The organism is Streptomyces sp. TLI_105, from assembly GCF_900105415.1.
GTDB lineage: Bacteria > Actinomycetota > Actinomycetes > Streptomycetales > Streptomycetaceae > Streptomyces.
Genome location: NZ_FNSM01000001.1, coordinates 4,142,276 through 4,163,288 on the forward strand (window position 1 = coordinate 4,142,276; position 21,013 = coordinate 4,163,288).

Annotated in this window: 20 protein-coding genes; 11 read left to right on the plus strand and 9 right to left on the minus strand. The window is 69.5% G+C overall.

Annotated elements, in window-relative coordinates:
• Positions 1-93: 93 nt before the first annotated feature.
• The 5 genes from BLW86_RS18890 (at position 94) to trxA (ending at position 4,960) form a co-directional block, all read left to right on the plus strand.
• Positions 94-1,800: a protein kinase family protein gene (locus BLW86_RS18890; RefSeq protein WP_093875123.1), complete on the plus strand. Its 1,707-nt coding sequence runs from the start codon at positions 94-96 to the stop codon at positions 1,798-1,800.
• Positions 1,801-1,827: 27 nt separating this feature from the next.
• Positions 1,828-2,532: an RNA polymerase sigma factor SigM gene (gene sigM, locus BLW86_RS18895; RefSeq protein WP_093875124.1), complete on the plus strand. Its 705-nt coding sequence runs from the start codon at positions 1,828-1,830 to the stop codon at positions 2,530-2,532.
• Positions 2,529-3,467, plus strand: coding sequence for an anti-sigma factor (locus BLW86_RS18900; RefSeq protein ID WP_093875125.1), 939 nt, complete (start codon positions 2,529-2,531; stop codon positions 3,465-3,467). The genes sigM and BLW86_RS18900 overlap by 4 nt, the downstream gene beginning before the upstream one ends.
• Positions 3,468-3,606: 139 nt before the next feature.
• Entirely contained in the window at positions 3,607-4,572 is a 966-nt protein-coding gene (gene trxB / locus BLW86_RS18905) for a thioredoxin-disulfide reductase (RefSeq protein WP_093875126.1), read from the plus strand.
• 46 nt (positions 4,573-4,618) lie between these two features.
• Positions 4,619-4,960: a thioredoxin gene (gene trxA / locus BLW86_RS18910; RefSeq protein WP_093875127.1), complete on the plus strand. Its 342-nt coding sequence runs from the start codon at positions 4,619-4,621 to the stop codon at positions 4,958-4,960.
• Between the two features lie 69 nt (positions 4,961-5,029).
• On the opposite strand, the gene BLW86_RS18915 is transcribed toward trxA, so the two are convergent.
• The 9 genes from BLW86_RS18915 to rpmH form a co-directional block, all read right to left on the minus strand.
• The gene (locus BLW86_RS18915) at positions 5,030-5,647 is read right to left on the minus strand and encodes a GNAT family N-acetyltransferase (RefSeq protein ID WP_093875128.1); all 618 of its coding nucleotides are present in this window, start codon (positions 5,645-5,647) and stop codon (positions 5,030-5,032) included.
• A gap of 162 nt (positions 5,648-5,809) precedes the next feature.
• A complete protein-coding gene (locus tag BLW86_RS18920) occupies positions 5,810-6,850 on the minus strand; it encodes a ParB/RepB/Spo0J family partition protein (protein ID WP_093875129.1) in 1,041 nt (346 codons plus the stop codon).
• Positions 6,847-7,923, minus strand: a complete 1,077-nt coding sequence (locus tag BLW86_RS18925) for a ParA family protein (RefSeq protein WP_086828372.1) — start codon at positions 7,921-7,923, stop codon at positions 6,847-6,849. The genes BLW86_RS18920 and BLW86_RS18925 overlap by 4 nt, the downstream gene beginning before the upstream one ends.
• 236 nt (positions 7,924-8,159) lie before the next feature.
• Positions 8,160-8,876: a 16S rRNA (guanine(527)-N(7))-methyltransferase RsmG gene (rsmG, locus tag BLW86_RS18930; protein ID WP_093875130.1), complete on the minus strand. Its 717-nt coding sequence runs from the start codon at positions 8,874-8,876 to the stop codon at positions 8,160-8,162.
• Between the two features lie 118 nt (positions 8,877-8,994).
• Positions 8,995-9,507 (minus strand): Jag family protein, encoded by a 513-nt coding sequence (locus BLW86_RS18935; protein WP_093875131.1) that lies wholly within the window; start codon positions 9,505-9,507, stop codon positions 8,995-8,997.
• A 29-nt stretch (positions 9,508-9,536) separates the two neighbouring features.
• On the minus strand, positions 9,537-10,856 hold the full coding sequence (gene yidC, locus BLW86_RS18940) for a membrane protein insertase YidC (protein WP_093875132.1): 1,320 nt from the start codon (positions 10,854-10,856) through the stop codon (positions 9,537-9,539).
• 3 nt (positions 10,857-10,859) lie between these two features.
• Complete coding sequence (gene yidD / locus BLW86_RS18945) at positions 10,860-11,186, minus strand: membrane protein insertion efficiency factor YidD (protein ID WP_093875133.1); 327 nt, start codon at positions 11,184-11,186, stop codon at positions 10,860-10,862.
• On the minus strand, positions 11,183-11,554 hold the full coding sequence (rnpA, locus tag BLW86_RS18950; protein ID WP_093875134.1) for a ribonuclease P protein component: 372 nt from the start codon (positions 11,552-11,554) through the stop codon (positions 11,183-11,185). The genes yidD and rnpA overlap by 4 nt, the downstream gene beginning before the upstream one ends.
• A 21-nt stretch (positions 11,555-11,575) precedes the next feature.
• The gene (gene rpmH / locus BLW86_RS18955) at positions 11,576-11,713 is read right to left on the minus strand and encodes a 50S ribosomal protein L34 (RefSeq protein ID WP_007265229.1); all 138 of its coding nucleotides are present in this window, start codon (positions 11,711-11,713) and stop codon (positions 11,576-11,578) included.
• A gap of 398 nt (positions 11,714-12,111) precedes the next feature.
• Between rpmH and dnaA the strand changes: the two genes are divergently transcribed.
• The 6 genes from dnaA (at position 12,112) to gyrB (ending at position 20,999) form a co-directional block, all read left to right on the plus strand.
• Complete coding sequence (gene dnaA / locus BLW86_RS18960; RefSeq protein ID WP_093875135.1) at positions 12,112-13,878, plus strand: chromosomal replication initiator protein DnaA; 1,767 nt, start codon at positions 12,112-12,114, stop codon at positions 13,876-13,878.
• An 895-nt stretch (positions 13,879-14,773) separates the two neighbouring features.
• The gene (dnaN, locus tag BLW86_RS18970) at positions 14,774-15,904 is read left to right on the plus strand and encodes a DNA polymerase III subunit beta (protein WP_041130169.1); all 1,131 of its coding nucleotides are present in this window, start codon (positions 14,774-14,776) and stop codon (positions 15,902-15,904) included.
• A gap of 108 nt (positions 15,905-16,012) precedes the next feature.
• Entirely contained in the window at positions 16,013-16,891 is an 879-nt protein-coding gene (gene gnd, locus BLW86_RS18975) for a phosphogluconate dehydrogenase (NAD(+)-dependent, decarboxylating) (protein ID WP_056565173.1), read from the plus strand.
• 59 nt (positions 16,892-16,950) lie between these two features.
• A complete protein-coding gene (recF, locus tag BLW86_RS18980; protein WP_093875136.1) occupies positions 16,951-18,072 on the plus strand; it encodes a DNA replication/repair protein RecF in 1,122 nt (373 codons plus the stop codon).
• Positions 18,069-18,623, plus strand: coding sequence for a DciA family protein (locus tag BLW86_RS18985; protein WP_093875137.1), 555 nt, complete (start codon positions 18,069-18,071; stop codon positions 18,621-18,623). The genes recF and BLW86_RS18985 overlap by 4 nt, the downstream gene beginning before the upstream one ends.
• Before the next feature lie 345 nt (positions 18,624-18,968).
• On the plus strand, positions 18,969-20,999 hold the full coding sequence (gyrB, locus tag BLW86_RS18990; protein ID WP_093875138.1) for a DNA topoisomerase (ATP-hydrolyzing) subunit B: 2,031 nt from the start codon (positions 18,969-18,971) through the stop codon (positions 20,997-20,999).
• Positions 21,000-21,013 lie beyond the last annotated feature (14 nt).

Consider the following 21,013-nt stretch of genomic DNA (forward strand, 5'->3'; position numbering starts at 1 on the left):
GCGGGAACCGCGTGTCGTGCATAGCGTCCGACTGTGGGCACAATTGGCTTGGCTGTTGGATGTGGCGCAACGGATGGGGAGGCAGGAACGACGGTGGCGGAACGTAGCACGGCCGCCGTCGACGTGGCCGACAACAGCGGTGACGACCCGCTGACCGCGAAAGCGGACACGGCCGCGACCGACGGGGTGGCGGAAGACCAGAAGACGGCGGAGAAGACCGCCGAGGCCACGGAGAGCAAGGCGGTCGAGCGACAGAGCGGCGAACAGCCCCCCATCACGGCACCCGAGCTGCACAGCGGCCACAAGCTGGCCAGACGCTACCGGCTGGAGGAGTGCGTCACCCGTCTGGACGGGTTCAGCAGCTGGCGCGCCGTCGACGAGAAGCTGCGCCGCGCGGTCGGGGTCCACCTGCTGCCGGCCGACCACCCCAGGGCCCGGTCGGTCCTGGCCGCGGCCCGCTCCTCGGCCCTCCTCGGCGACCCCCGGTTCGTCCAGGTCCTCGACGCCGTCGAGGAGAACGACCTCGTGTACGTCGTGCACGAGTGGCTGCCCGACTCCACCGAGCTGACCGCGCTGCTCGCGGCCGGCCCCCTGGAGCCCCACGACGCGTACCAGCTCGTCAGCCAGGTCTCCCAGGCCATGGCCGCCGCCCACCGCGAGGGCCTCGCCCACCTCCGGCTCACGCCGAGCGCCGTGCTGCGCAGCTCCACCGGCCAGTACCGGATCCGCGGCCTGGCCGTGAACGCCGCCCTGCGCGGCATCACCGCCGAGCGTCCGCAGCGCACGGACACCGAGGCGATCGGCGCCCTGCTCTATGCCGCGCTCACCCAGCGCTGGCCGTACGAGAACGACGCGCACGGCCTCTCCGGCCTCCCCAAGGGCGTCGGGCTGCTCCCGCCCGACCAGGTGCGCGCGGGCGTCCACCGCGGTCTCGCGGAGATCGCCATGCGTGCCCTGGCGAACGACGGGGCCACCGCCTCGCGTCAGGAGCCGCCCTGCACCACCCCGGACGAGCTGGCCAAGGCCGTGGCGGCGATGCCCCGCGTCAAGCCTCCGGAGCCGGAGTTCACCGCCCCGCCCGAGTACCAGCACACGACGTACCAGCAGGGCACCTACGGACGCCCCCAGCCGCGCCCCCCCGTCACCCAGCCGGTGGTCGTCCCGCCGGCCCCACTGGAGAGCCGTACGGGCAGGGCGCTGAAGTGGGCCGTCTCGGCGCTGCTGATCGCCGCGCTGGGCCTCGGCAGCTGGCAGATCGCGGACCGGCTCTTGAACCAGACCAAGGCGGACGAGACCCCGCCGACCCAGCAGCTGCCGCAGGACAAGGACAACAAGGAGCCGAAGGCGGACGGGAAGCCGGTCGCGATCGAGACCGCGCACGACTTCGATCCGCAGGGCAGCGACGGCAGCGAGAACCCTCAGGACATAAAGAACGCCTACGACGGCGACCCGAACACGTCGTGGACGACCAGCAGTTACAAGGGGTATTCGAAGTTCGGCAACCTGAAGGACGGGGTCGGCATCATCCTCGACCTCGGCAAGGTCCAGCAGGTCGCCAAGGTCGAGGTCTCGTTCAACGGCACCACGTCGGCCGAGCTGCGGACGACTCCCGAGAGCTTCTCCTCGGAACCGAGCCAACTGGGCGACTTCACCAAGCAGACCGCGGGTACGGGATCCCAGGTGGGTCTCGTTCCCCCCAAGCCGTTGAAGACGCGCTACGTTCTGGTCTGGCTGACGGATCTACCCGCGGGCGAAGGCGGCTACCGGGGCGAGATCTCGGACATCAAGATCACCAGCTGACTCCACACCCGGGGGAGGGGCTCACCGTTGGACGACGCCATAGGCGACAAGCGCAGTGACCAGGAACTGCTGGACTGCCACGTGGCCGGCGATCCCGACGCCTTCGGTGAGCTCGTCCGCCGCCACCGGGACCGGCTGTGGGCGGTGGCCCTGCGGACGCTCGGCGACCGCGAGGAGGCCGCCGATGCCGTCCAGGACGCCCTGATCTCCGCCTTCCGGGCCGCCCACACCTTCCGTGGCCAGTCGGCCGTCACGACCTGGCTCCACCGCATCACGGTGAACGCCTGTCTCGACCGGGCCCGCAAGGCCGCCTCCCGCAAGACCTCGTCCGTCGACGACACCGACCGGTTCGAGCAGCTCCTCGAACCCCACGAGTCCGCCGAGGCCCCGGCCGAGCGCCAGGACCTCCACCGGGAGCTGCTGGCCGCGCTCGCCACACTCCCTCCGGACCAGCGGGCCGCCCTCGTCCTGGTCGACATGCAGGGATACCCCGTCGCCGAGGCGGCCCGTATCCTCGGCGTCCCCACCGGGACCGTGAAGAGCCGCTGCGCACGCGGACGGGCACGCCTCCTTCCGATGGTCACTCATCTGCGCGCCGACACCGTGGGTAACGAGGCCGCCGGAGGGGGAAGGAACCGGACGCCGGGGACATCCGTCCCACCGGTGCCGGGGCCGACGGATACCGGACCGACAGATCCAGCTGCTGTGAAGGGCGGAGGTGGGCGCACGTGACTTCCACGGCCGGCAGGGCCGACACCACACAGCACCCGGACGTCTCGGAGATCTCCGATCTGACCGAGGGGCTGCTCTCGCCGACCCGTTCGGCGGCCGTACGACGGCATGTGGACGGCTGTCCCCTCTGCGCCGACGTACGGTCCTCCCTGGAGGAGATCCGGGGCCTTCTCGGCACCCTGCCGGGGCCGCCGCGCATGCCCGCCGAGATCGCCGGGCGGATCGATGCCGCCCTGGCCGCCGAAGCCCTCCTCAACGCCACCTCCCCGGAGCGCGACACCCCTGTTTCACGTGAAACATCGCGCCCCGCGCCCGAGGCCGCTCCTCCCGCACCGCCCTCCCCGGTCGTGGACCGCCCCGCAGGACGGCCCCGGGCCGGGACCGGTCCCGGACGCCCCGGAAGGCCCCGTCGGCGCCGGATCGCGCTGCTCTCCACGATCGGCGCCGCCTTCGGAGCCGTGGTGCTCGGAACGAGCCTGTACCTCAGCCAGGCGGGCAACCTGACCGCCGGCAGCTCGGCCCAGGACACCAAGAAGGCCGACACCGTCGCGGGAGCCGTTCTCAGCCCCTTCTCCGGCGCGCCCGTCGAGGACCGCGTCCACGCCCTCCTCGCCGAGAACCGCGCACCCAAGACCCCCCAGGGGGTCGGGCCCGAATCCCTGTCCGCCGAGACCGGCGGCGACACGCCCCAGCGCAACAGCGGCAGCGCCGTTCCCGACTGTGTGCTGGCAGGCACCGGCCGCAGCGACGGCGTACTCGGCTACGAGCGGGGCGAATACCGGGGTACACCCGCCTACCTGCTCGTCCTCACGGATCCGACGGACAGCACCCGGGTTCAGGCCTACGTGCTCGACGCCTCCTGCGCCCAGCGGCCCACGGAGAGCGGAAGTCCGGCCGCCGACCTCCTCCTCAGCAGGACGTACCCTCGCTCCTGACCTCTCTCCACGCCCGGCCACGGTGCCGCGCGGCGGTCTCGGGAATGCACGCCCCTTAGGATCCGTTGGGTGGGGTGAGAGCGACCGAGACAACCGCCCCCGTAGGCAGTGGCAGTCTGCAGAGACGAGGAAGAAACCCGTGAGCGACGTCCGTAATGTGATCATCATCGGCTCCGGTCCCGCGGGTTACACCGCTGCGCTCTACACGGCCCGAGCGTCGCTGAAGCCTCTGGTCTTCGAGGGTGCCGTCACCGCCGGTGGCGCCCTCATGAACACCACCGAGGTCGAGAACTTCCCCGGTTTCCGTGACGGCATCATGGGCCCGGACCTGATGGACAACATGCGGGCCCAGGCCGAGCGCTTCGGCGCCGAGCTGGTCCCGGACGATGTCATCGCCGTGGACCTGACGGGTGACATCAAGACCGTCACCGACACCGCCGGCACCGTGCACCGCGCGAAGGCCGTGATCGTCACCACCGGTTCCCAGCACCGCAAGCTCGGCCTCCCCAACGAGGACGTGCTCTCCGGCCGCGGTGTCTCCTGGTGCGCCACCTGCGACGGGTTCTTCTTCAAGGACCAGGACATCGCCGTCGTCGGCGGCGGCGACACCGCGATCGAGGAGGCCACCTTCCTCTCGCGCTTCGCCAAGTCCGTCACGATCGTCCACCGCCGGGACACCCTGCGTGCCTCCAAGGCCATGCAGGAGCGTGCCTTCGCCGACCCGAAGATCTCGTTCGCCTGGGACAGCGAGGTCACCGAGATCCACGGCGAGCAGAAGCTCAGCGGTCTGACCCTGCGCGACACGAAGACCGGCGAGACCCGCGCGCTCCCCGTCACCGGCCTCTTCATCGCCGTTGGCCACGACCCGCGGACCGAGCTCTTCAAGGGCCAGCTGGACCTGGACGAGGAGGGCTACCTCAAGGTCGCCGCCCCGTCGACGCGCACGAACCTCACGGGTGTCTTCGGCGCCGGTGACGTCGTCGACCACACCTACCGTCAGGCCATCACGGCCGCCGGCACCGGCTGCTCCGCCGCACTCGACGCCGAGCGCTTCCTGGCCGCCCTCGCCGACAGCGAGAAGCTGGCCGAGACCCCCGCGGTCTGACCCCTGTCTCTCCCCACCTCACACCCCGCGAAATAAGGAGGTCGCCGTGGCCGGCGCCCTGAAGAACGTGACCGACGCAGACTTCGACGAAGTTGTCCTCAAGAGCGACAAGCCCGTCCTGGTGGACTTCTGGGCTGCCTGGTGCGGCCCGTGCCGTCAGATCGCCCCGTCGCTGGAGGCCATCGCCGCCGAGCACGGCGAGGAGATCGAGGTCGTGAAGCTCAACATCGACGAGAACCCGGCCACGGCTGCCAAGTACGGCGTCATGTCGATCCCGACGCTCAACGTCTACCAGGGCGGCGACGTCGTGAAGACCATCGTCGGCGCCAAGCCGAAGGCCGCCATCCTGCGTGACCTGGCGGACTTCGTCGAGCCCGCCAAGGGCTGATGCTCCTCCTCTGTTTCACGTGAAACGGCCCGTCCCCGGCAGGGGGCGGGCCGTTCTCGTCCTCCGAAGCTAGAGCGGCCGTAGCGCGGGCTCCTTCTGTACGGCGCCGAGCAGACGGTCCAGGGCCATCTCGACGTCCTCCTTCCAGGAGAGCGTCGTCCTGAGCTCCAGCCTCAGCCGAGGGAAGGCGTGGTGCGGACGGACGGTCTTGAAGCCCACGGCGAGGAGGTGGTCGGCCGGCAGCACACAGGCCGGCTCCTTCCAGCGGGCGTCTCCGAACGCCTCGATCGCCTTGAAGCCCCGCCTCATCACGTCCTTGGCCACCGTCTGCACCATCACCCGCCCCAGGCCCTGCCCCTGATAGCCCGGCATGATCCACGCCGTCATCAGTTGGACGGCGTCCGACGCCACGGGGCTCGTCGGAAAGGCCGTCGAGCGCGGCACATAGGCCGGGGGAGCGTAGAGGACGTAACCGACCGGCACCTCGTCGACGTAGACCACCCGGCCGCAGGAACCCCACTCCAGGAGAACGCCCGAGATCCAGGCCTCCTTCTCCAGCTCCGGGCGCCCCGCCTTCACCGCCGCCTCCCCACTGACCGGGTCGAGCTCCCAGAAGACACAGGAGCGACACCGCTTGGGGAGATCCGGAAGGTTGTCCAGGGTGAGCGGTACGAGCCGACGCCCCACGGCTACTCCTCGTTTCCCTCGCCATCGAGCACGGATACGCCTCTCGGAATCGTATCGATCGGGCGATCGGGGCGATACCGCTCACATGCAAAGGGCGGGCCGCGTTCCGGTGAAGACCGGAGCACGGCCCGCCCTGAGCGGTCCCGGCGAGCGGGGAGGGGATCAGCCCTCGGCGTCCTGCTCGGCGTTCGCGCGGCCCAGGACCCGTCCCTCGCCGGGAGCGAGGGTCGAGAGGATCCGCTCCAGATCGTCCATCGAGGCGAACTCGACGACGATCTTGCCCTTCTTCTGCCCCAGGTCGACCTTCACGCGGGTCTCGAAGCGGTCCGAGAGCCGGGTGGCGAGGTCCGTCAGCGCGGGCGAGACCCGGGCGCCGGCACGCGGCCCCCTCGGCTTGGCCGCGGACGCGGGCTCCTCGGAACCCATGAGGCTGACGATCTCCTCGACGCTGCGCACCGAGAGGCCTTCGGAGACGATCCGGTACGCCAGCTTGTCCTGGGCCTCCGGGTCCTCGACACCGAGCAGAGCCCTCGCGTGTCCGGCGGAGAGCACTCCGGCGGCGACCCGGCGCTGCACCGGCAGCGAGAGCCGCAGCAGACGCAGCGTGTTGGAGATCTGCGGGCGGGACCGTCCGATCCGCTCCGCGAGCTGGTCATGGGTGCAGCCGAAGTCCTTGAGCAGCTGCTCGTAGGCGTGGGCCTCCTCGATCGCGTTCAGCTGGGCCCGGTGAAGGTTCTCCAGGAGCGCGTCCAGAAGCATCTTCTCATCGTCGGTGTCCCGGACGATCGCCGGGATCCGCTCAAGGCCCGCCGTCGTCGAAGCCCGCAGACGACGCTCACCCATGACGAGCTCGTAGCGGTCGGCCTCGATCTTGCGCACGACCACGGGCTGGAGCAGGCCGACCTCCTTGATGGAGGTGACGAGCTCCGCCAGCGCGTCCTCGTCGAAGACCTCACGCGGCTGGTGCCGGTTGGGAACGATCGCATCGATCGGAAGCTCGGTGAAGTAGGCCCCGGCCGGAGGCTCCGGCAGGGCCGTCGGCTCGGGTTCGTTCCACGTCGGGGCCGACTCCGGGGCCTGGGGGCTCCGCGGCAGCGTCGTCAGCTTCGCGGCGGCCACCCCGCGCTCGACCTGTCGTTCCTGGGGAGCAGCGGGGATCAGCGCACCGAGCCCACGCCCCAATCCCCTACGTCGCTCACTCACTGGATCCCCTCCGACATGCTGCGCTGGTTGTTCTGGTGCCCTACATGGGCGTGCTGCGGGTCGTAGTGCACGGCGGCCCCCCGCAGGGCGATCTCACGGGCCGCTTCGAGATACGACAGGGCGCCGCTGGAGCCCGGGTCGTAGGTGAGGACCGTCTGCCCGTAGCTCGGCGCCTCCGAGATGCGGACGGACCTCGGAATGCTGGTCCGCAGCACCTCCTCGGCGAAGTGGCTGCGCACCTCGTCGGCGACCTGCGAGGCGAGCCTCGTCCTGCCGTCGTACATGGTGAGCAGGATCGTCGAGACGTGGAGCGCCGGGTTGAGGTGCCCCCGTACCAGGTCGACGTTCCGCAGGAGCTGCCCGAGGCCCTCCAGCGCGTAGTACTCGCACTGGATCGGGATCAGCACCTCTGCGCCCGCCACCATGGCGTTGACCGTGAGGAGACCGAGCGAGGGCGGGCAGTCGATCAGGATGTAGTCCAGCGGCTGCTCATAGGCCTGGATCGCCCGCTGCAGGCGACTCTCACGCGCCACCAGGGACACCAGCTCGATCTCCGCGCCGGCGAGGTCGATGGTGGCCGGGGCGCAGAAGAGGCCCTCGACGTCCATGACCGGCTGCACCACATCGGAGAGCGGCTTGCTGTCCACCAGGACGTCGTAGATCGAGGGGACCTCGGCGTGGTGGTCGATGCCGAGTGCCGTCGAGGCGTTGCCCTGCGGGTCCAGGTCGATGACCAGGACGCGAGCACCGTGCAGCGCCAGGGAGGCGGCAAGGTTGACCGTCGTGGTCGTCTTGCCCACGCCGCCCTTCTGATTGGCGACCACCATCACACGCGTCTGGGCCGGGCGGGGAAGTCCCTCACCGGCACGGCCCAGCGCTTCTACTGCCAGCTGGGCAGCACGACCGATGGGGGTGTCGTCCATCGGGGGCGGTGTTTCACGTGAAACATCCTCCCCCACCGATTCGGTTCGGGGACCGGGGACCGGATCGGTCATCGGTCCCGCGATGTTGGCGTCGGACCGCAAGGATTCACTCTCCTCGGCTTCAGGCTCGCGATGAGGAGAGCCTGCCATGCTTTCGGGGTCGCGAACCAGCGAGGTCGGTGGTTCTGTGGGTGAATCCACCTCTGTGGACAACTCCGTAACCCTCACGGGTGGCTTCACGCGGGGTCGACGGTCCCTGGGCGCGGCAGCCGCGCGACCGCGGCTGATGATCCCCTGCAGCAGTGAGCGACGTTTCACGTGAAACACCATGCCGCCGCCGCCCGGCCGGGACCGTTCGACACTCCGAAATGGTACGTATGCGACGCTCAGCGGCGCCGACGGGTCTTGCTCGTCCGGGCGGCCTTCGCCCGCTTGGCCGCGAACCGCACCCCGCCGGGGCTCTCGCCGACCTCCACCCGCACGACCGTGGACAACGGATCGACGATGCCCTCGCCCACCTGAAGCACCGCGGTCTCCACCACACCGAGCCGGGAGAGCGCGGCGCGAGCACCGTCGATCTCCTCCTGCGCGGTGTCGCCCTTGAGCGCCAGCATCTCTCCGTACGGACGCAGCAGGGGAACACCCCAGCCGGCCAGTCGGTCGAGCGGGGCCACCGCGCGGGCGGTCACCACGTGCACGGGCGTGATCTTGCCGAGCATCTCCTCCGCACGTCCCCGCACCACGGTCACGTGGTCGAGGCCGAGCAGCTCGACGACCTCCTGGAGGAAGTTCGTCCTGCGCAGGAGGGGCTCCAGGAGCGTGATCTTCAGATCGGGCCGCACCAGGGCCAGGGGGATGCCGGGCAGACCGGCGCCCGAGCCCACGTCGCAGACGGTGACGCCCTCGGGGACGACCTCCGAGAGGACGGCGCAGTTCAGCAGGTGACGCTCCCAGAGGCGCGGGACCTCGCGCGGGCCGATCAGGCCGCGCTTCACACCCGCGTCTGCGAGCAGCTCCGCGTACCGCACGGCCTCCGGGAAGTACTCGCCGAAGACTGTCCGCGCCTGCTCCGGCGCCTCGGGGAGCTCCGCTGCCTCCGTCACGGGAACCGTCCTTCCGTACCGCACGCCTCGCGTGCGAGCGCACTGTGGTGGCTGACTATCAAGGCTGACAAAGATCGGCCCCGCCTGCGAACAGACGGGGCCGACACTACGTGAGGGGTCAGGCCGGGAGCACAACGACGAAGCGCTGCGGCTCCTCGCCCTCGGACTCGCTGCGCAGACCGGCGGCGGCGATCGCGTCGTGCACGACCTTGCGCTCGAACGGCGTCATCGGGTCCAGCTTGACCGGCTGGCCGGTGGACTTCACCTCGGCCGCGGCCTTCGCACCCAGCTCGGCGAGCTCGGAGCGCTTCTTGGCCCGGAAGCCGGCGATGTCGAGCATCAGTCGGCTGCGGTCACCCGTCTCGCGGTGCACAGCGAGACGCGTCAGCTCCTGGAGCGCTTCCAGGACCTCGCCGTCGCGGCCCACGAGCTTCTGCAGGTCGCGGCTGCTGGAGTCGCTGATGATCGAGACCGCGGCCCGGTCCGCCTCGACGTCCATGTCGATGTCGCCGTCGAGGTCGGCGATGTCGAGCAGGCCCTCGAGGTAGTCAGCCGCGATCTCACCCTCCTGCTCCAGGCGGGTCAGGGTGTCGCCACCCTCGGCGGCGGCGGAGGTGGTGCCTTCCGTCACGGATGGACTCCTTCTTGCTTCGGGGAGGCTTACTTCTTGGAGGACGGGTGCTTGGGCCGCTGCTGGCCCTTGCGCTGGCCCTGACCGGACTTGCCCTGACGGGAGCCGCCGGAGTTGGCACGGCTCGGACGCTGGGGCTTGTCGCCCTGTGCCTCGTCCTTGGCCGCGGCGGCCTCGGTCGAACCCTGGGGCTTCTTCTCGAGCGAGGTGGTCGCCTCTTCGACGGCCGGCTCGGAGCCTTCCTCGGAGTCCTTCACCACGGACTGCTGGGCCGCGGAGGCCTGGCGCTGGGACTTGGTCTGGCGCTTGGGCTGCTGGCGCCTGGCGGCGGCACCGCCCTCGGCCTCGGCCACGATCGTGTCGCTCTTGATCACGGTGCCGTCCGCCTGGGCGGCGAAGCCGGCCTTGGACAGACCCGCGAAGAAGCGGCGCTCGTTCTCGTTGCGGTCACTGCCCTTGGCGACGATGACCTTGACGATGTTCTTCCGCCGACGACCCTTGACCTCGCCGCTGTGCGTGACGCTCTTCAGCAGGCGCTGGAGGTAGGCGTCCTGCGCCTTGCTGCCCGGGGTCGGGTTCTGGTTGATCACGTACATCTGCTGGCCCATGGTCCACACGTTCGTGGTCAGCCAGTAGACGAGGACACCGACGGGGAAGTTGATGCCCATGCCGGCGAAGATCAGCGGGAAGATGTACATGAGCATCTTCTGCTGCTGCATGTACGGGGTCTTCACCGACAGGTCGACGTTCTTCATCATCAGCTGGCGCTGGGTGAAGAACTGCGACGCCGACATCATGACGATCATGACCGCGGTGACGATGCGCACATCGGTCAGCGAGGCGCCGAGCGCCTCGACCTTCTCGGCGCTGTCCATGAACTTCGCGGCCAGCGGCGCACCGAAGATGTGGGCCTGACGGGCGCTGGCGAGCAGGTCCTCGTTGATGACGCCGATCGTCTTGCCCTCGGCGATGCTGGAGAGCACGCGGTACAGCGCGAAGAAGAACGGCGACTGCGCCAGGATGGGAAGGCACGAGGAGAGCGGGTTGGTACCCGTCTCCTTGTACAGCTTCATCATCTCTTCGGACTGACGCTGCTTGTCGCTCTTGTAGCGCTCCTGGATCGCCTTCATCTTCGGCTGGAGCGCCTGCATGTTCCGCGTCGACTTGATCTGCTTCACGAAAAGCGGGATCAGACAGATACGGATCAGCACCACCAGGGACACGATGGACAGTCCCCAGGCCCAGCCCGTGTCCGGGCCGAAGATCGCCCCGTACATCGAATGGAACTGGACGATCACCCAGGAGACGGGTGTGGTGATGAAGCTGAACAGACTGGCAATCGTGTCCACTAATCAGGCTCCTTGAGCATTGGGCGAGGTCTCGGCGGCCGGGCTCGTCTCGACGGGGGACCCGCCCTTGTCACCGCGCAGCGCGTTCCGCAGCATCTCGTGCCAGCGGGGACGCTTGCGCGGGGGGACGTGATCCACGCCGCCGGGCGACCACGGGTTGCACCGCAGGAGGCGCCAGGCGGTCAGGGCCGTGCCCTTGATCGCGCCATGCCGGTCGATGGCCGTGAATCCGTAGTGGGAACACGACGGGTAGTACCGGCAGACGGGGCCCAGGAGAGGGCTGATCGTCCACTGGTACAGCTTGATGAGAGCCAGCAGCGGGTACTTCATCGCGTGCCCCCTCCCAGCAACCGCTGGAGAGCGGCGTCCAGGTCTCGGGCCAGCTGTGCGTGGTCGGCGTCGCCGGCTCCGGGCAACGCCCGTACGACCACCAGGCTACCGGGGGGCAGCATGGAGATGCGGTCGCGGACGAGATGGCGCAGGCGTCGCTTCACCTGGTTGCGTACGACCGCCCCGCCCACGGCCTTGCTCACGACGAAACCCGCACGCGTCGGGGGAGCGCTCTCCCCAGGCGCGTGCGGGTCCGTTGCACCGCTGCGTAGGTGGACGACGAGGAGCGGGCGACCGGCCCGGCGACCTCGGCGTACCGCGGTTGCGAAGTCCTCGCGCCGCCTCAGCCGATTCTCGGTAGGCAGCACGTCATGACCTGTTTAAGTGGATCAGGCGGACAGCGCCGAGCGACCCTTGGAACGGCGGTTCGCAAGGATGGCGCGACCGGCACGCGTGCGCATGCGCAGGCGGAAGCCGTGGGTCTTCGCGCGACGACGGTTGTTCGGCTGGAAGGTGCGCTTGCTCACTCGGGGGCTCCAGAAATGATTCGTAGATGGCGGGACATCGCCTGGCTGTCACCGTGCGCCCACGAGTAGCTCGCAATACGCCCGAGTGCACCGCTAAACGATCACAGACCGTGATCTTTGCCCATCGGAGGCAGGCGGCAGCAGCCATCGACAACTCGACCTGGTTACGGTACGCGCGGCTACGCCATCCGGTCAAACCGGCCCGTCGCCACCCCCCATTGTGCACAGGCTGTGGACAACAACTTGAACCACGTCATCCGCCCCGACTACCGTGGACGACCTCCACAATCTTTATTCCGTTCTGTCCTCACCTGTCCTCGACGGACCCATCCTCACGGACTTCGACCCACCGTCCCCGCGAACCACACCATCGTGGGACCTTCGAGAAAGCGTGCCCTGTGGCTGACGTACCTGCCGATCTTGCCGCAGTGTGGCCACGCGTCCTCGAGCAGCTCCTCGCCGAGGGCCAGCAGGGAATCGAGCCCAAGGACAAACAGTGGATCGAGCGCTGCCAGCCGCTCGCCCTGGTCGCGGACACGGCCCTGCTCGCCGTCCCCAACGAGTGGGGCAAGCGGGTCCTGGAAGGCCGGCTCGCCCCGCTGATCAGCGAGACCCTGAGCCGAGAGTGCGGCCGGCCGATCCGGATCGCGATCACCGTCGACGACTCCGTCGGCGAGCCGACTCCGCCGGCGCCCCCGCTGCAGCAGCCGCAGCAGTCCCGCTACGACGAGCGCGCACAGCCCGAGCCGTACGAGAAGTACGAGGGCTACGGCCATCGGCCGATGCCCGACGACGGGCTGCCCACCGCGCGCCCCGCCTACCCGGACTACCAGCAGCAGCGGCCCGACCCCGGCGCCTGGCCGCGCACCCAGGAGGACCTCTCCTGGCAGCAGCCGCGGCTCGGCGGCTACCAGGAGCGCGCCCCGTACACCGGCCCGGAGCAGTCCCGGCAGACCCGCTACGACGAGCCCGCCCGCGGCTACGAGCCGCAGCGGCCCGAGCGCGCCGAGCTGCCCGACCCGCAGAACCACGGCCCGCGTCCCGGTCCCCGCCCCGGCAGCACGGTCCCCGGACCGGGCGGTGGCCACGGCTCCTCGTCCTCCGGGCAGGGCGCCGGCGCCCCGAGTGAGCAGCACGCGCGGCTGAACCCCAAATACCTCTTCGACACGTTCGTCATCGGTTCCTCGAACCGGTTCGCGCACGCGGCCGCCGTCGCGGTGGCCGAGGCACCGGCGAAGGCGTACAACCCGCTCTTCATCTACGGGGAGTCGGGTCTCGGCAAGACCCACCTGCTGCACGCGATCGGGCACTACGCGCGGAGCCTCTACCCGGGCACGCGCGTGCGCTACGTGAGCTCCGAGGAGTTCACCAACGAGTTCATCAACTCGATCCGCGACGGCAAGGGCGACGCCTTCCGCAAGCGCTACCGCGATGTGGACATCCTGCTCGTCGACGACATCCAGTTCCTGGCGAGCAAGGAGTCGACGCAGGAGGAGTTCTTCCACACCTTCAACACCCTGCACAACGCGAACAAGCAGATCGTGCTCTCCTCGGACCGGCCGCCCAAGCAGCTGGTCACCCTGGAGGACCGGCTCCGCAACCGCTTCGAGTGGGGCCTCACCACCGATGTGCAGCCGCCGGAGCTGGAGACGCGCATCGCGATCCTCCGCAAGAAGGCGGTCCAGGAGCAGCTCAACGCCCCTCCGGAGGTACTGGAGTTCATCGCGTCCCGGATCTCGCGGAACATCCGTGAGCTGGAGGGCGCGCTGATCCGGGTGACGGCCTTCGCGAGCCTCAACCGGCAGCCGGTGGACCTCGGGCTCACCGAGATCGTCCTCAAGGACCTGATCCCCGGCGGCGAGGACAGCTCGCCGGAGATCACGGCTCCCGCGATCATGGCGGCCACGGCCGACTACTTCGGTCTGACGGTGGAGGACCTCTGTGGATCCTCGCGCAGCCGCGTCCTGGTGACGGCCCGGCAGATCGCCATGTACCTGTGCCGTGAGCTCACGGACCTGTCGCTGCCGAAGATCGGCGCGCAGTTCGGCGGCCGCGACCACACGACGGTGATGCACGCGGACCGGAAGATCCGTGCCCTGATGGCGGAGCGGCGCTCCATCTACAACCAGGTCACCGAGCTCACCAACCGCATCAAGAACGGCTGACGCCGGGTCACCAGGGCCTCTCGCACGGCCCTGCTGCGACCTCTCCAGGGCGCTCCGGGACACCTCCCGGGGCGTCCTTCGCCGTTCCTGGGGACGCCCTTCGCCGTTCCTGAAGGCGTCCCGCGCCGCTCCCGGGAGCGCCCTTCGCCGTGCCCGCCGTCCCCAGCCGGCCCCGGCCTGTTCGATTCCCACGTTCCGGTGGCAGGTTCTCCACAGATTGCGGGATGATCTCCCGTCCACAGGGTGGGGACTGCCAAGTTATCCGGATTGTGTCCACAGGGCTGCCTGGTGACAGCTCATCACTCCAGGTCAGACCCTTGTGGAATTGTTGGCAAACGATTTCCACAGCCTGTGGATGAATCCTTCGTCCACAGGGCGGCTCGAAGGTTGTCCACCGGGCACCCACAGGGAGGAGTCGGTTGCCCACAGCTTCTCCACACCGCTGTCCACTGTTCGGCAACGAAACACGTCTACTCACTGGGACGAGTGAAAGCGGTCACACCAAGGGAGACGTTTGGGCTGTGGGGAACCTGGGGAAAGCTGGGGACAGCGCTGGGGAGAACTCCCCGTGGCCTGTGTACCGGCTGTGCAGAACTTTCGAGTGTCCACAGAGACCCCCGGTTGTCCACGGGTTCCACCCACAGGGGCGGTGGACAAAAAACAGGGCCTGAGCTGGGGAAACGACGTTATCCACGGTTTCCACAGGCCCTACTACTACTCCCACATAGAGTTAGCCCGGAATTCGCTTCGAAGTGGGACCTGTGCACAACTCGGCGCCGGAGCTCCGTCGCGCTCTCGTCTCGACTTGACCCCGAGCAGCACCGAGTGTCGGTGGCGTGCGTCAGACTGGTTCCCGCAGTCGACGAAGAGCCAGCAACAGCAGGAGGCGGTTCCGGTGAAGATCCGGGTGGAGCGCGATGTACTCGCGGAGGCGGTGGCCTGGGTGGCCCGCAGCCTTCCGGCCCGTCCGCCGGCGCCCGTGCTCGCGGGCCTTCTCCTGAAGGCCGAGGACGGCGCCCTGAGCTTCTCGAGCTTCGACTACGAGGTCTCGGCGCGGGTCTCGGTCGAGGCCGAGGTGGAGGAGGACGGCACCGTCCTCGTTTCCGGCCGGCTGCTCGCCGACATCTGCCGCGCCCTCCCCAACCGTCCCGTGGAGATTTCCACAGACGGTGTACGGGCGACCGTGGTCTGCGGATCCTCCCGCTTCACCCTCCACACCCTGCCTGTGGAGGAGTACCCGGCGCTGCCGGAGATGCCCACCGCGACCGGCACCGTCCCCGGTGAGGTCTTCGCCTCCGCCGCCGCGCAGGTGGCCATCGCCGCCGGCCGTGACGACACGCTGCCCGTCCTCACCGGTGTGCGCATCGAGATCGAGGGCGACACGGTCACCCTGGCCTCCACCGACCGCTACCGCTTCGCGGTCCGCGAGTTCCTGTGGAAGCCGGAGTCCCCGGACGCCTCCGCGGTCGCCCTGGTGCCCGCGAAGACCCTCCTGGACACCGCCAAGGCGCTCACCAGCGGCGACACGGTGACCCTGGCGCTCTCGGGCTCCGGCAAGGGCGAGGGCCTCATCGGCTTCGAGGGCGCGGGCCGCCGCACCACCACCCGCCTCCTGGAGGGCGACCTCCCGAAGTACCGGACGCTCTTCCCCACCGAGTTCAACTCGGTCGCGGTGATCGAGACCGCCCCCTTCGTGGAGGCCGTGAAGCGCGTGGCCCTGGTGGCCGAGCGCAACACCCCGGTCCGGCTGAGCTTCGAGCAGGGCGTGCTGATCCTGGAGGCGGGCTCCAGCGACGATGCACAGGCTGTGGAGCGTGTGGACGCGCAGCTCGACGGCGACGACATCTCGATCGCCTTCAACCCGACCTTCCTGCTGGACGGCCTGAGCGCGATCGACTCCCCGGTCGCCCAGCTCTCCTTCACTACCTCCACGAAGCCGGCGCTGCTGAGTGGCAAGCCCGCGCTCGACGCGGAGGCGGACGAGGCCTACAAGTACCTGATCATGCCGGTGCGGCTCTCCGGCTGACGCCTTCCCGGGGCCTTCGCCTGAGCGGCTGACCCCACAGGTGTGCACCCGGGTCCGGGCGTAGGCTCGGACCCGGGTAAACCGCACACGACGCTTAAGGAATCTCTGATGGAGCTCGGTCTCGTCGGTCTCGGCAAGATGGGCGGCAACATGCGTGAGCGCATCCGCCGCGCAGGCCACACCGTCATCGGATACGACCGCAACCCGGACCTCGCCGATGTCCACAGCCTCGAAGAGCTTGTGGGCAAGCTCAAGGGTCCGCGTGTCGTGTGGGTCATGGTCCCGGCCGGTGCCGCGACCCAGTCCACCATCGACGAGCTGGCCGAGCTGCTCTCCCCCGGCGACATCGTCGTGGACGGCGGGAACTCGCGCTGGACGGACGACGAGAAGCACGCCGAGGAGCTCGCCGCCAAGGGCATCGGCTTCGTCGACTGCGGCGTCTCCGGCGGCGTCTGGGGCCTGGAGAACGGCTACGCGCTGATGTACGGCGGCTCCGCCGAGGACGTGGCGAAGGTCCAGCCGATCTTCGACGCGCTCAAGCCCGAGGGCGAGTTCGGCTCGGTCCACGCGGGCAAGGTCGGCGCCGGCCACTTCGCGAAGATGGTCCACAACGGCATCGAGTACGCGATGATGCAGGCCTACGCCGAGGGCTGGGAGCTCCTGGAGAAGGTCGACTCCGTCACCGACGTGCGCGAGGTCTTCCGCTCCTGGCAGGAGGGCACGGTCATCCGCTCCTGGCTGCTCGACCTCGCGGTGAACGCGCTGGACGAGGACGAGCACCTGGACAAGCTGCGGGGCTACGCGTCGGACTCCGGCGAGGGCCGGTGGACGGTCGAGGCCGCCATCGACAACGCCGTCCCGCTGCCGGCGATCACCGCGTCGCTGTTCGCGCGGTTCGCCTCCCGTCAGGACGACTCCCCGCAGATGAAGATGATCGCCGCGCTGCGCAACCAGTTCGGCGGCCACGCGGTCGAGACGAAGAAGTAATCCACAGGCTGTGCACCCCGCGGTGCACAGCCGCCGGGGGAAGAAGGTCGGCGCCCACCATGCACGTCACGCATCTCTCGCTGGCCGACTTCCGCTCCTACGCCCGGGTCGAGGTCCCGCTCGACCCGGGCGTCACCGCTTTCGTGGGCGCGAACGGCCAGGGCAAGACCAATCTGGTCGAGGCCGTCGGCTACCTCGCCACCCTCGGCAGCCACCGCGTCGCCTCCGACGCCCCGCTCGTCCGGATGGGGGCGGAGCGCGCGGTCGTCCGCGCCGCCGTCACCCAGGGCGAGCGCTCCCAGCTGATCGAGCTGGAGCTCAACCCGGGCCGCGCCAACCGTGCCCGCATCAACAGGTCCTCGCAGGTCAGACCGCGTGACGTGCTGGGGATAGTCCGGACCGTGCTGTTCGCCCCCGAGGACCTCGCCCTGATCAAGGGCGACCCCGGCGAGCGCCGGCGCTTCCTCGACGAGCTGATCACGGCGCGCACGCCGCGCATGGCGGGCGTGCGCTCCGACTACGAGCGCGTCCTCAAGCAGCGCAACACGCTCCTGAAGTCCGCGGCGATGGCCCGGCGGCACGGCGGCCGGGGCATGGACCTGTCCACCCTGGACGTGTGGGACCAGCACCTGGCCAGGACGGGCGCCGAGCTGCTCGCCCAGCGGCTCGACCTCATCGCCGTACTGCAGCCGCTCGCCGACAAGGCGTACGAGCAGCTCGCGCCCGGCGGCGGCCCGATCCTGCTGGAGTACCGCCCCTCCGCGCCGGGCACCGGGCACACCCGCGAGGCGCTGTACGAGCAGCTGCTCGCCGCCCTCGCCGAGGTCCGCAAGCAGGAGGTCGAGCGGGGCGTCACGCTCGTCGGTCCCCACCGGGACGAGCTGCTCCTGAAGCTCGGCGACCTCCCCGCCAAGGGGTACGCGAGCCACGGCGAGTCCTGGTCGTACGCGCTGGCGCTCCGCCTCGCCTCGTACGACCTGCTGCGCGCCGAGGGCAACGAACCGGTCCTCGTCCTCGACGACGTCTTCGCCGAGCTGGACGCGCGGCGGCGCGAGCGGCTCGCGGAGCTGGTGGCGCCGGGCGAGCAGGTGCTGGTCACGGCGGCGGTCGACGACGACGTGCCGGGCGTCCTCGCGGGCACCCGGTACGCCGTGTCCGGCGGGACGGTGGAGCGGGTATGACCGAGCAGAACTCTCCACAGCCTGTGGGCGGGCCCGCGGTGCCCGAGCCCTCGGGCGTCGACCTCGCGCGGGTCGCGCTGCGCGCCGCCAAGGAGCAGGCGAAGGCGCGGGGCGCGGCGGCGGCGCAGAAGAAGCAGGCCCGGCGCGGGGGCGGGCTGCGCTCCGGCGCGCGCGCCGACGGACGCGATCCGATGGCCCTCGGCGCCGCGATCAACCGGCTGATCACCGAGCGGGGCTGGGAGACCCCGGCGGCGGTCGGCGGGGTCATGGGCCGCTGGCCGCAGATCGTCGGCGAGGACCTGGCGAAGCACTGCGTACCGCTGAAGTTCGACGACGAGCCGGACGCGCGGGTGCTGACGGTGCAGTGCGACTCCACGGCGTGGGCGACGCAGCTGCGGCTGCTCGCGCCGCGGCTGGTCGCGCGGCTGAACGAGGACCTCGGGCACGGGACCGTGCGGATGATCAAGGTCCTCGGGCCCGGTGGCCCCCGGCGGGGGTACGGGCCGCTGCGGGCCCCTGGCAGCGTCGGGCCCGGGGACACGTACGGCTAACCCGTGCGGGGCGGGGCGCGAGGAGTGCGGGTCCGGGTGAAGGGCGCCGTGCGGGTGCCGTTGTGCCCACCCGTTCCGCCCTTGCGGAACGTAGGTCCACAACGCGGTGGCGTCGACGCCCACTGGCCGTCACTGCTCGAAGCGCTGGGTGGCCGTCTGGGGCCTCTGGAGCCCCTATCCGGATATGGGGAGTCGTCTCGCTCCCGCTCAGGGCGGCACATGCGCATTCAGGTACCGGCAAACCCCCATGACTGTCGGCGCTACCGGTAGACTGGGAGACAATCCCGCCACCCTGCGGAACATGTCGAACGACGCAGCCGCTCCCGTATGCCCGGAGAACGGCCTGTGCTGTGCCAGAAAGGGCGCTTCGTGGCCGATTCCGGCAACCCCAACGAGAACAACCAGTACACCGCCAGCAACATTCAGGTCCTCGAGGGCCTGGATGCCGTGCGCAAGCGCCCTGGCATGTACATCGGCTCGACCGGCGAGCGCGGTCTGCACCACATGGTGCAGGAGGTCGTCGACAACTCGGTCGACGAAGCCCTGGCCGGCCACGCCGACACCATCGACGTGACGATCCTGCCCGACGGCGGCGTCCGCGTCGTCGACAACGGCCGTGGCATCCCGGTGGGCATCGTGGCCTCCGAGGGCAAGCCGGCCGTCGAGGTCGTGCTGACCGTGCTGCACGCGGGCGGCAAGTTCGGCGGCGGCGGCTACGCCGTCTCCGGCGGTCTGCACGGTGTCGGTGTGTCGGTCGTGAACGCCCTGTCCACCAGGGTCTCCGTCGAGATCAAGACGGACGGCCACCGCTGGACGCAGGACTACAAGATGGGCGCCCCGACGGCTCCGCTCGCCCAGCACGAGGCGACCGACGAGACCGGCACGACGGTGACCTTCTGGGCCGACCCGGACATCTTCGAGACGACCGAGTACTCCTTCGAGACGCTCTCGCGCCGCTTCCAGGAGATGGCCTTCCTCAACAAGGGCCTGACGATCACGCTCACCGACGAGCGCGAGTCCGCGAAGGCCACCGTCGGCGCGGACGACCCGGACGCGGAGGCCGCCGCCGAGCCGGCCGCGCGCACGGTCAGGTACCACTACGAGGGCGGCATCGTCGACTTCGTGAAGTACCTCAACTCGCGCAAGGGCGAGCTGATCCACCCCACCGTGATCGACCTCGACGCCGAGGACAAGGACAAGAGCCTGTCCCTCGAGGTCGCGATGCAGTGGAACAGCGGCTACAGCGAGGGCGTGTACTCCTTCGCCAACATCATCCACACCCACGAGGGCGGCACGCACGAGGAGGGCTTCCGTGCGGCGCTGACCTCGCTGATCAACAAGTACGCGCGTGACAAGAAGCTGCTCCGCGAGAAGGACGACAACCTCACGGGCGACGACATCCGCGAGGGTCTCACCGCGATCATCTCGGTCAAGCTGAGCGAGCCGCAGTTCGAGGGCCAGACCAAGACCAAGCTGGGCAACACGGAGGTCAAGACCTTCGTCCAGAAGGCGGTCTACGAGCACCTCAACGACTGGCTCGACCGCAACCCGCTCGAGGCCGCGGACATCGTCCGCAAGTCGATCCAGGCCGCCACCGCGCGCGTGGCCGCGCGCAAGGCGCGCGACCTGACCCGTCGCAAGGGCCTCCTGGAGTCGGCGTCGCTGCCGGGCAAGCTCTCCGACTGCCAGTCGAACGACCCGTCCAAGTGCGAGATCTTCATCGTCGAGGGTGACTCCGCCGGCGGCTCGGCCAAGTCCGGCCGCAACCCGATGTACCAGGCCATCCTGCCGATCCGCGGCAAGATCCTGAACGTCGAGAAGGCCCGGATCGACAAGATCCTGCAGAACACCGAGGTCCAGGCGCTCATCTCCGCCTTCGGCACCGGCGTGCACGAGGACTTCGACATCGAGAAGCTCCGCTATCACAAGATCATCTTGATGGCGGACGCCGACGTCGACGGCCAGCACATCAACACCCTGCTGCTGACCTTCCTCTTCCGCTTCATGCGGCCGCTGGTCGAGGCCGGGCACGTCTACCTCTCCCGCCCGCCGCTCTACAAGATCAAGTGGGGCCGGGACGACTTCGAGTACGCCTACTCGGACCGGGAGCGGGACGCGCTCGTCGAGCTGGGCAAGCAGAACGGCAAGCGGATCCGCGAGGACTCGATCCAGCGCTTCAAGGGCCTCGGCGAGATGAACGCCGAGGAGCTGCGCGTCACCACCATGGACGTCGAGCACCGCGTGCTCGGCCAGGTCACCCTGGACGACGCCGCCCAGGCCGACGACCTGTTCTCGGTGCTGATGGGCGAGGACGTCGAGGCACGGCGCTCCTTCATCCAGCGCAACGCCAAGGACGTTCGTTTCCTCGACATCTGAGTCGGTCTCAGCTG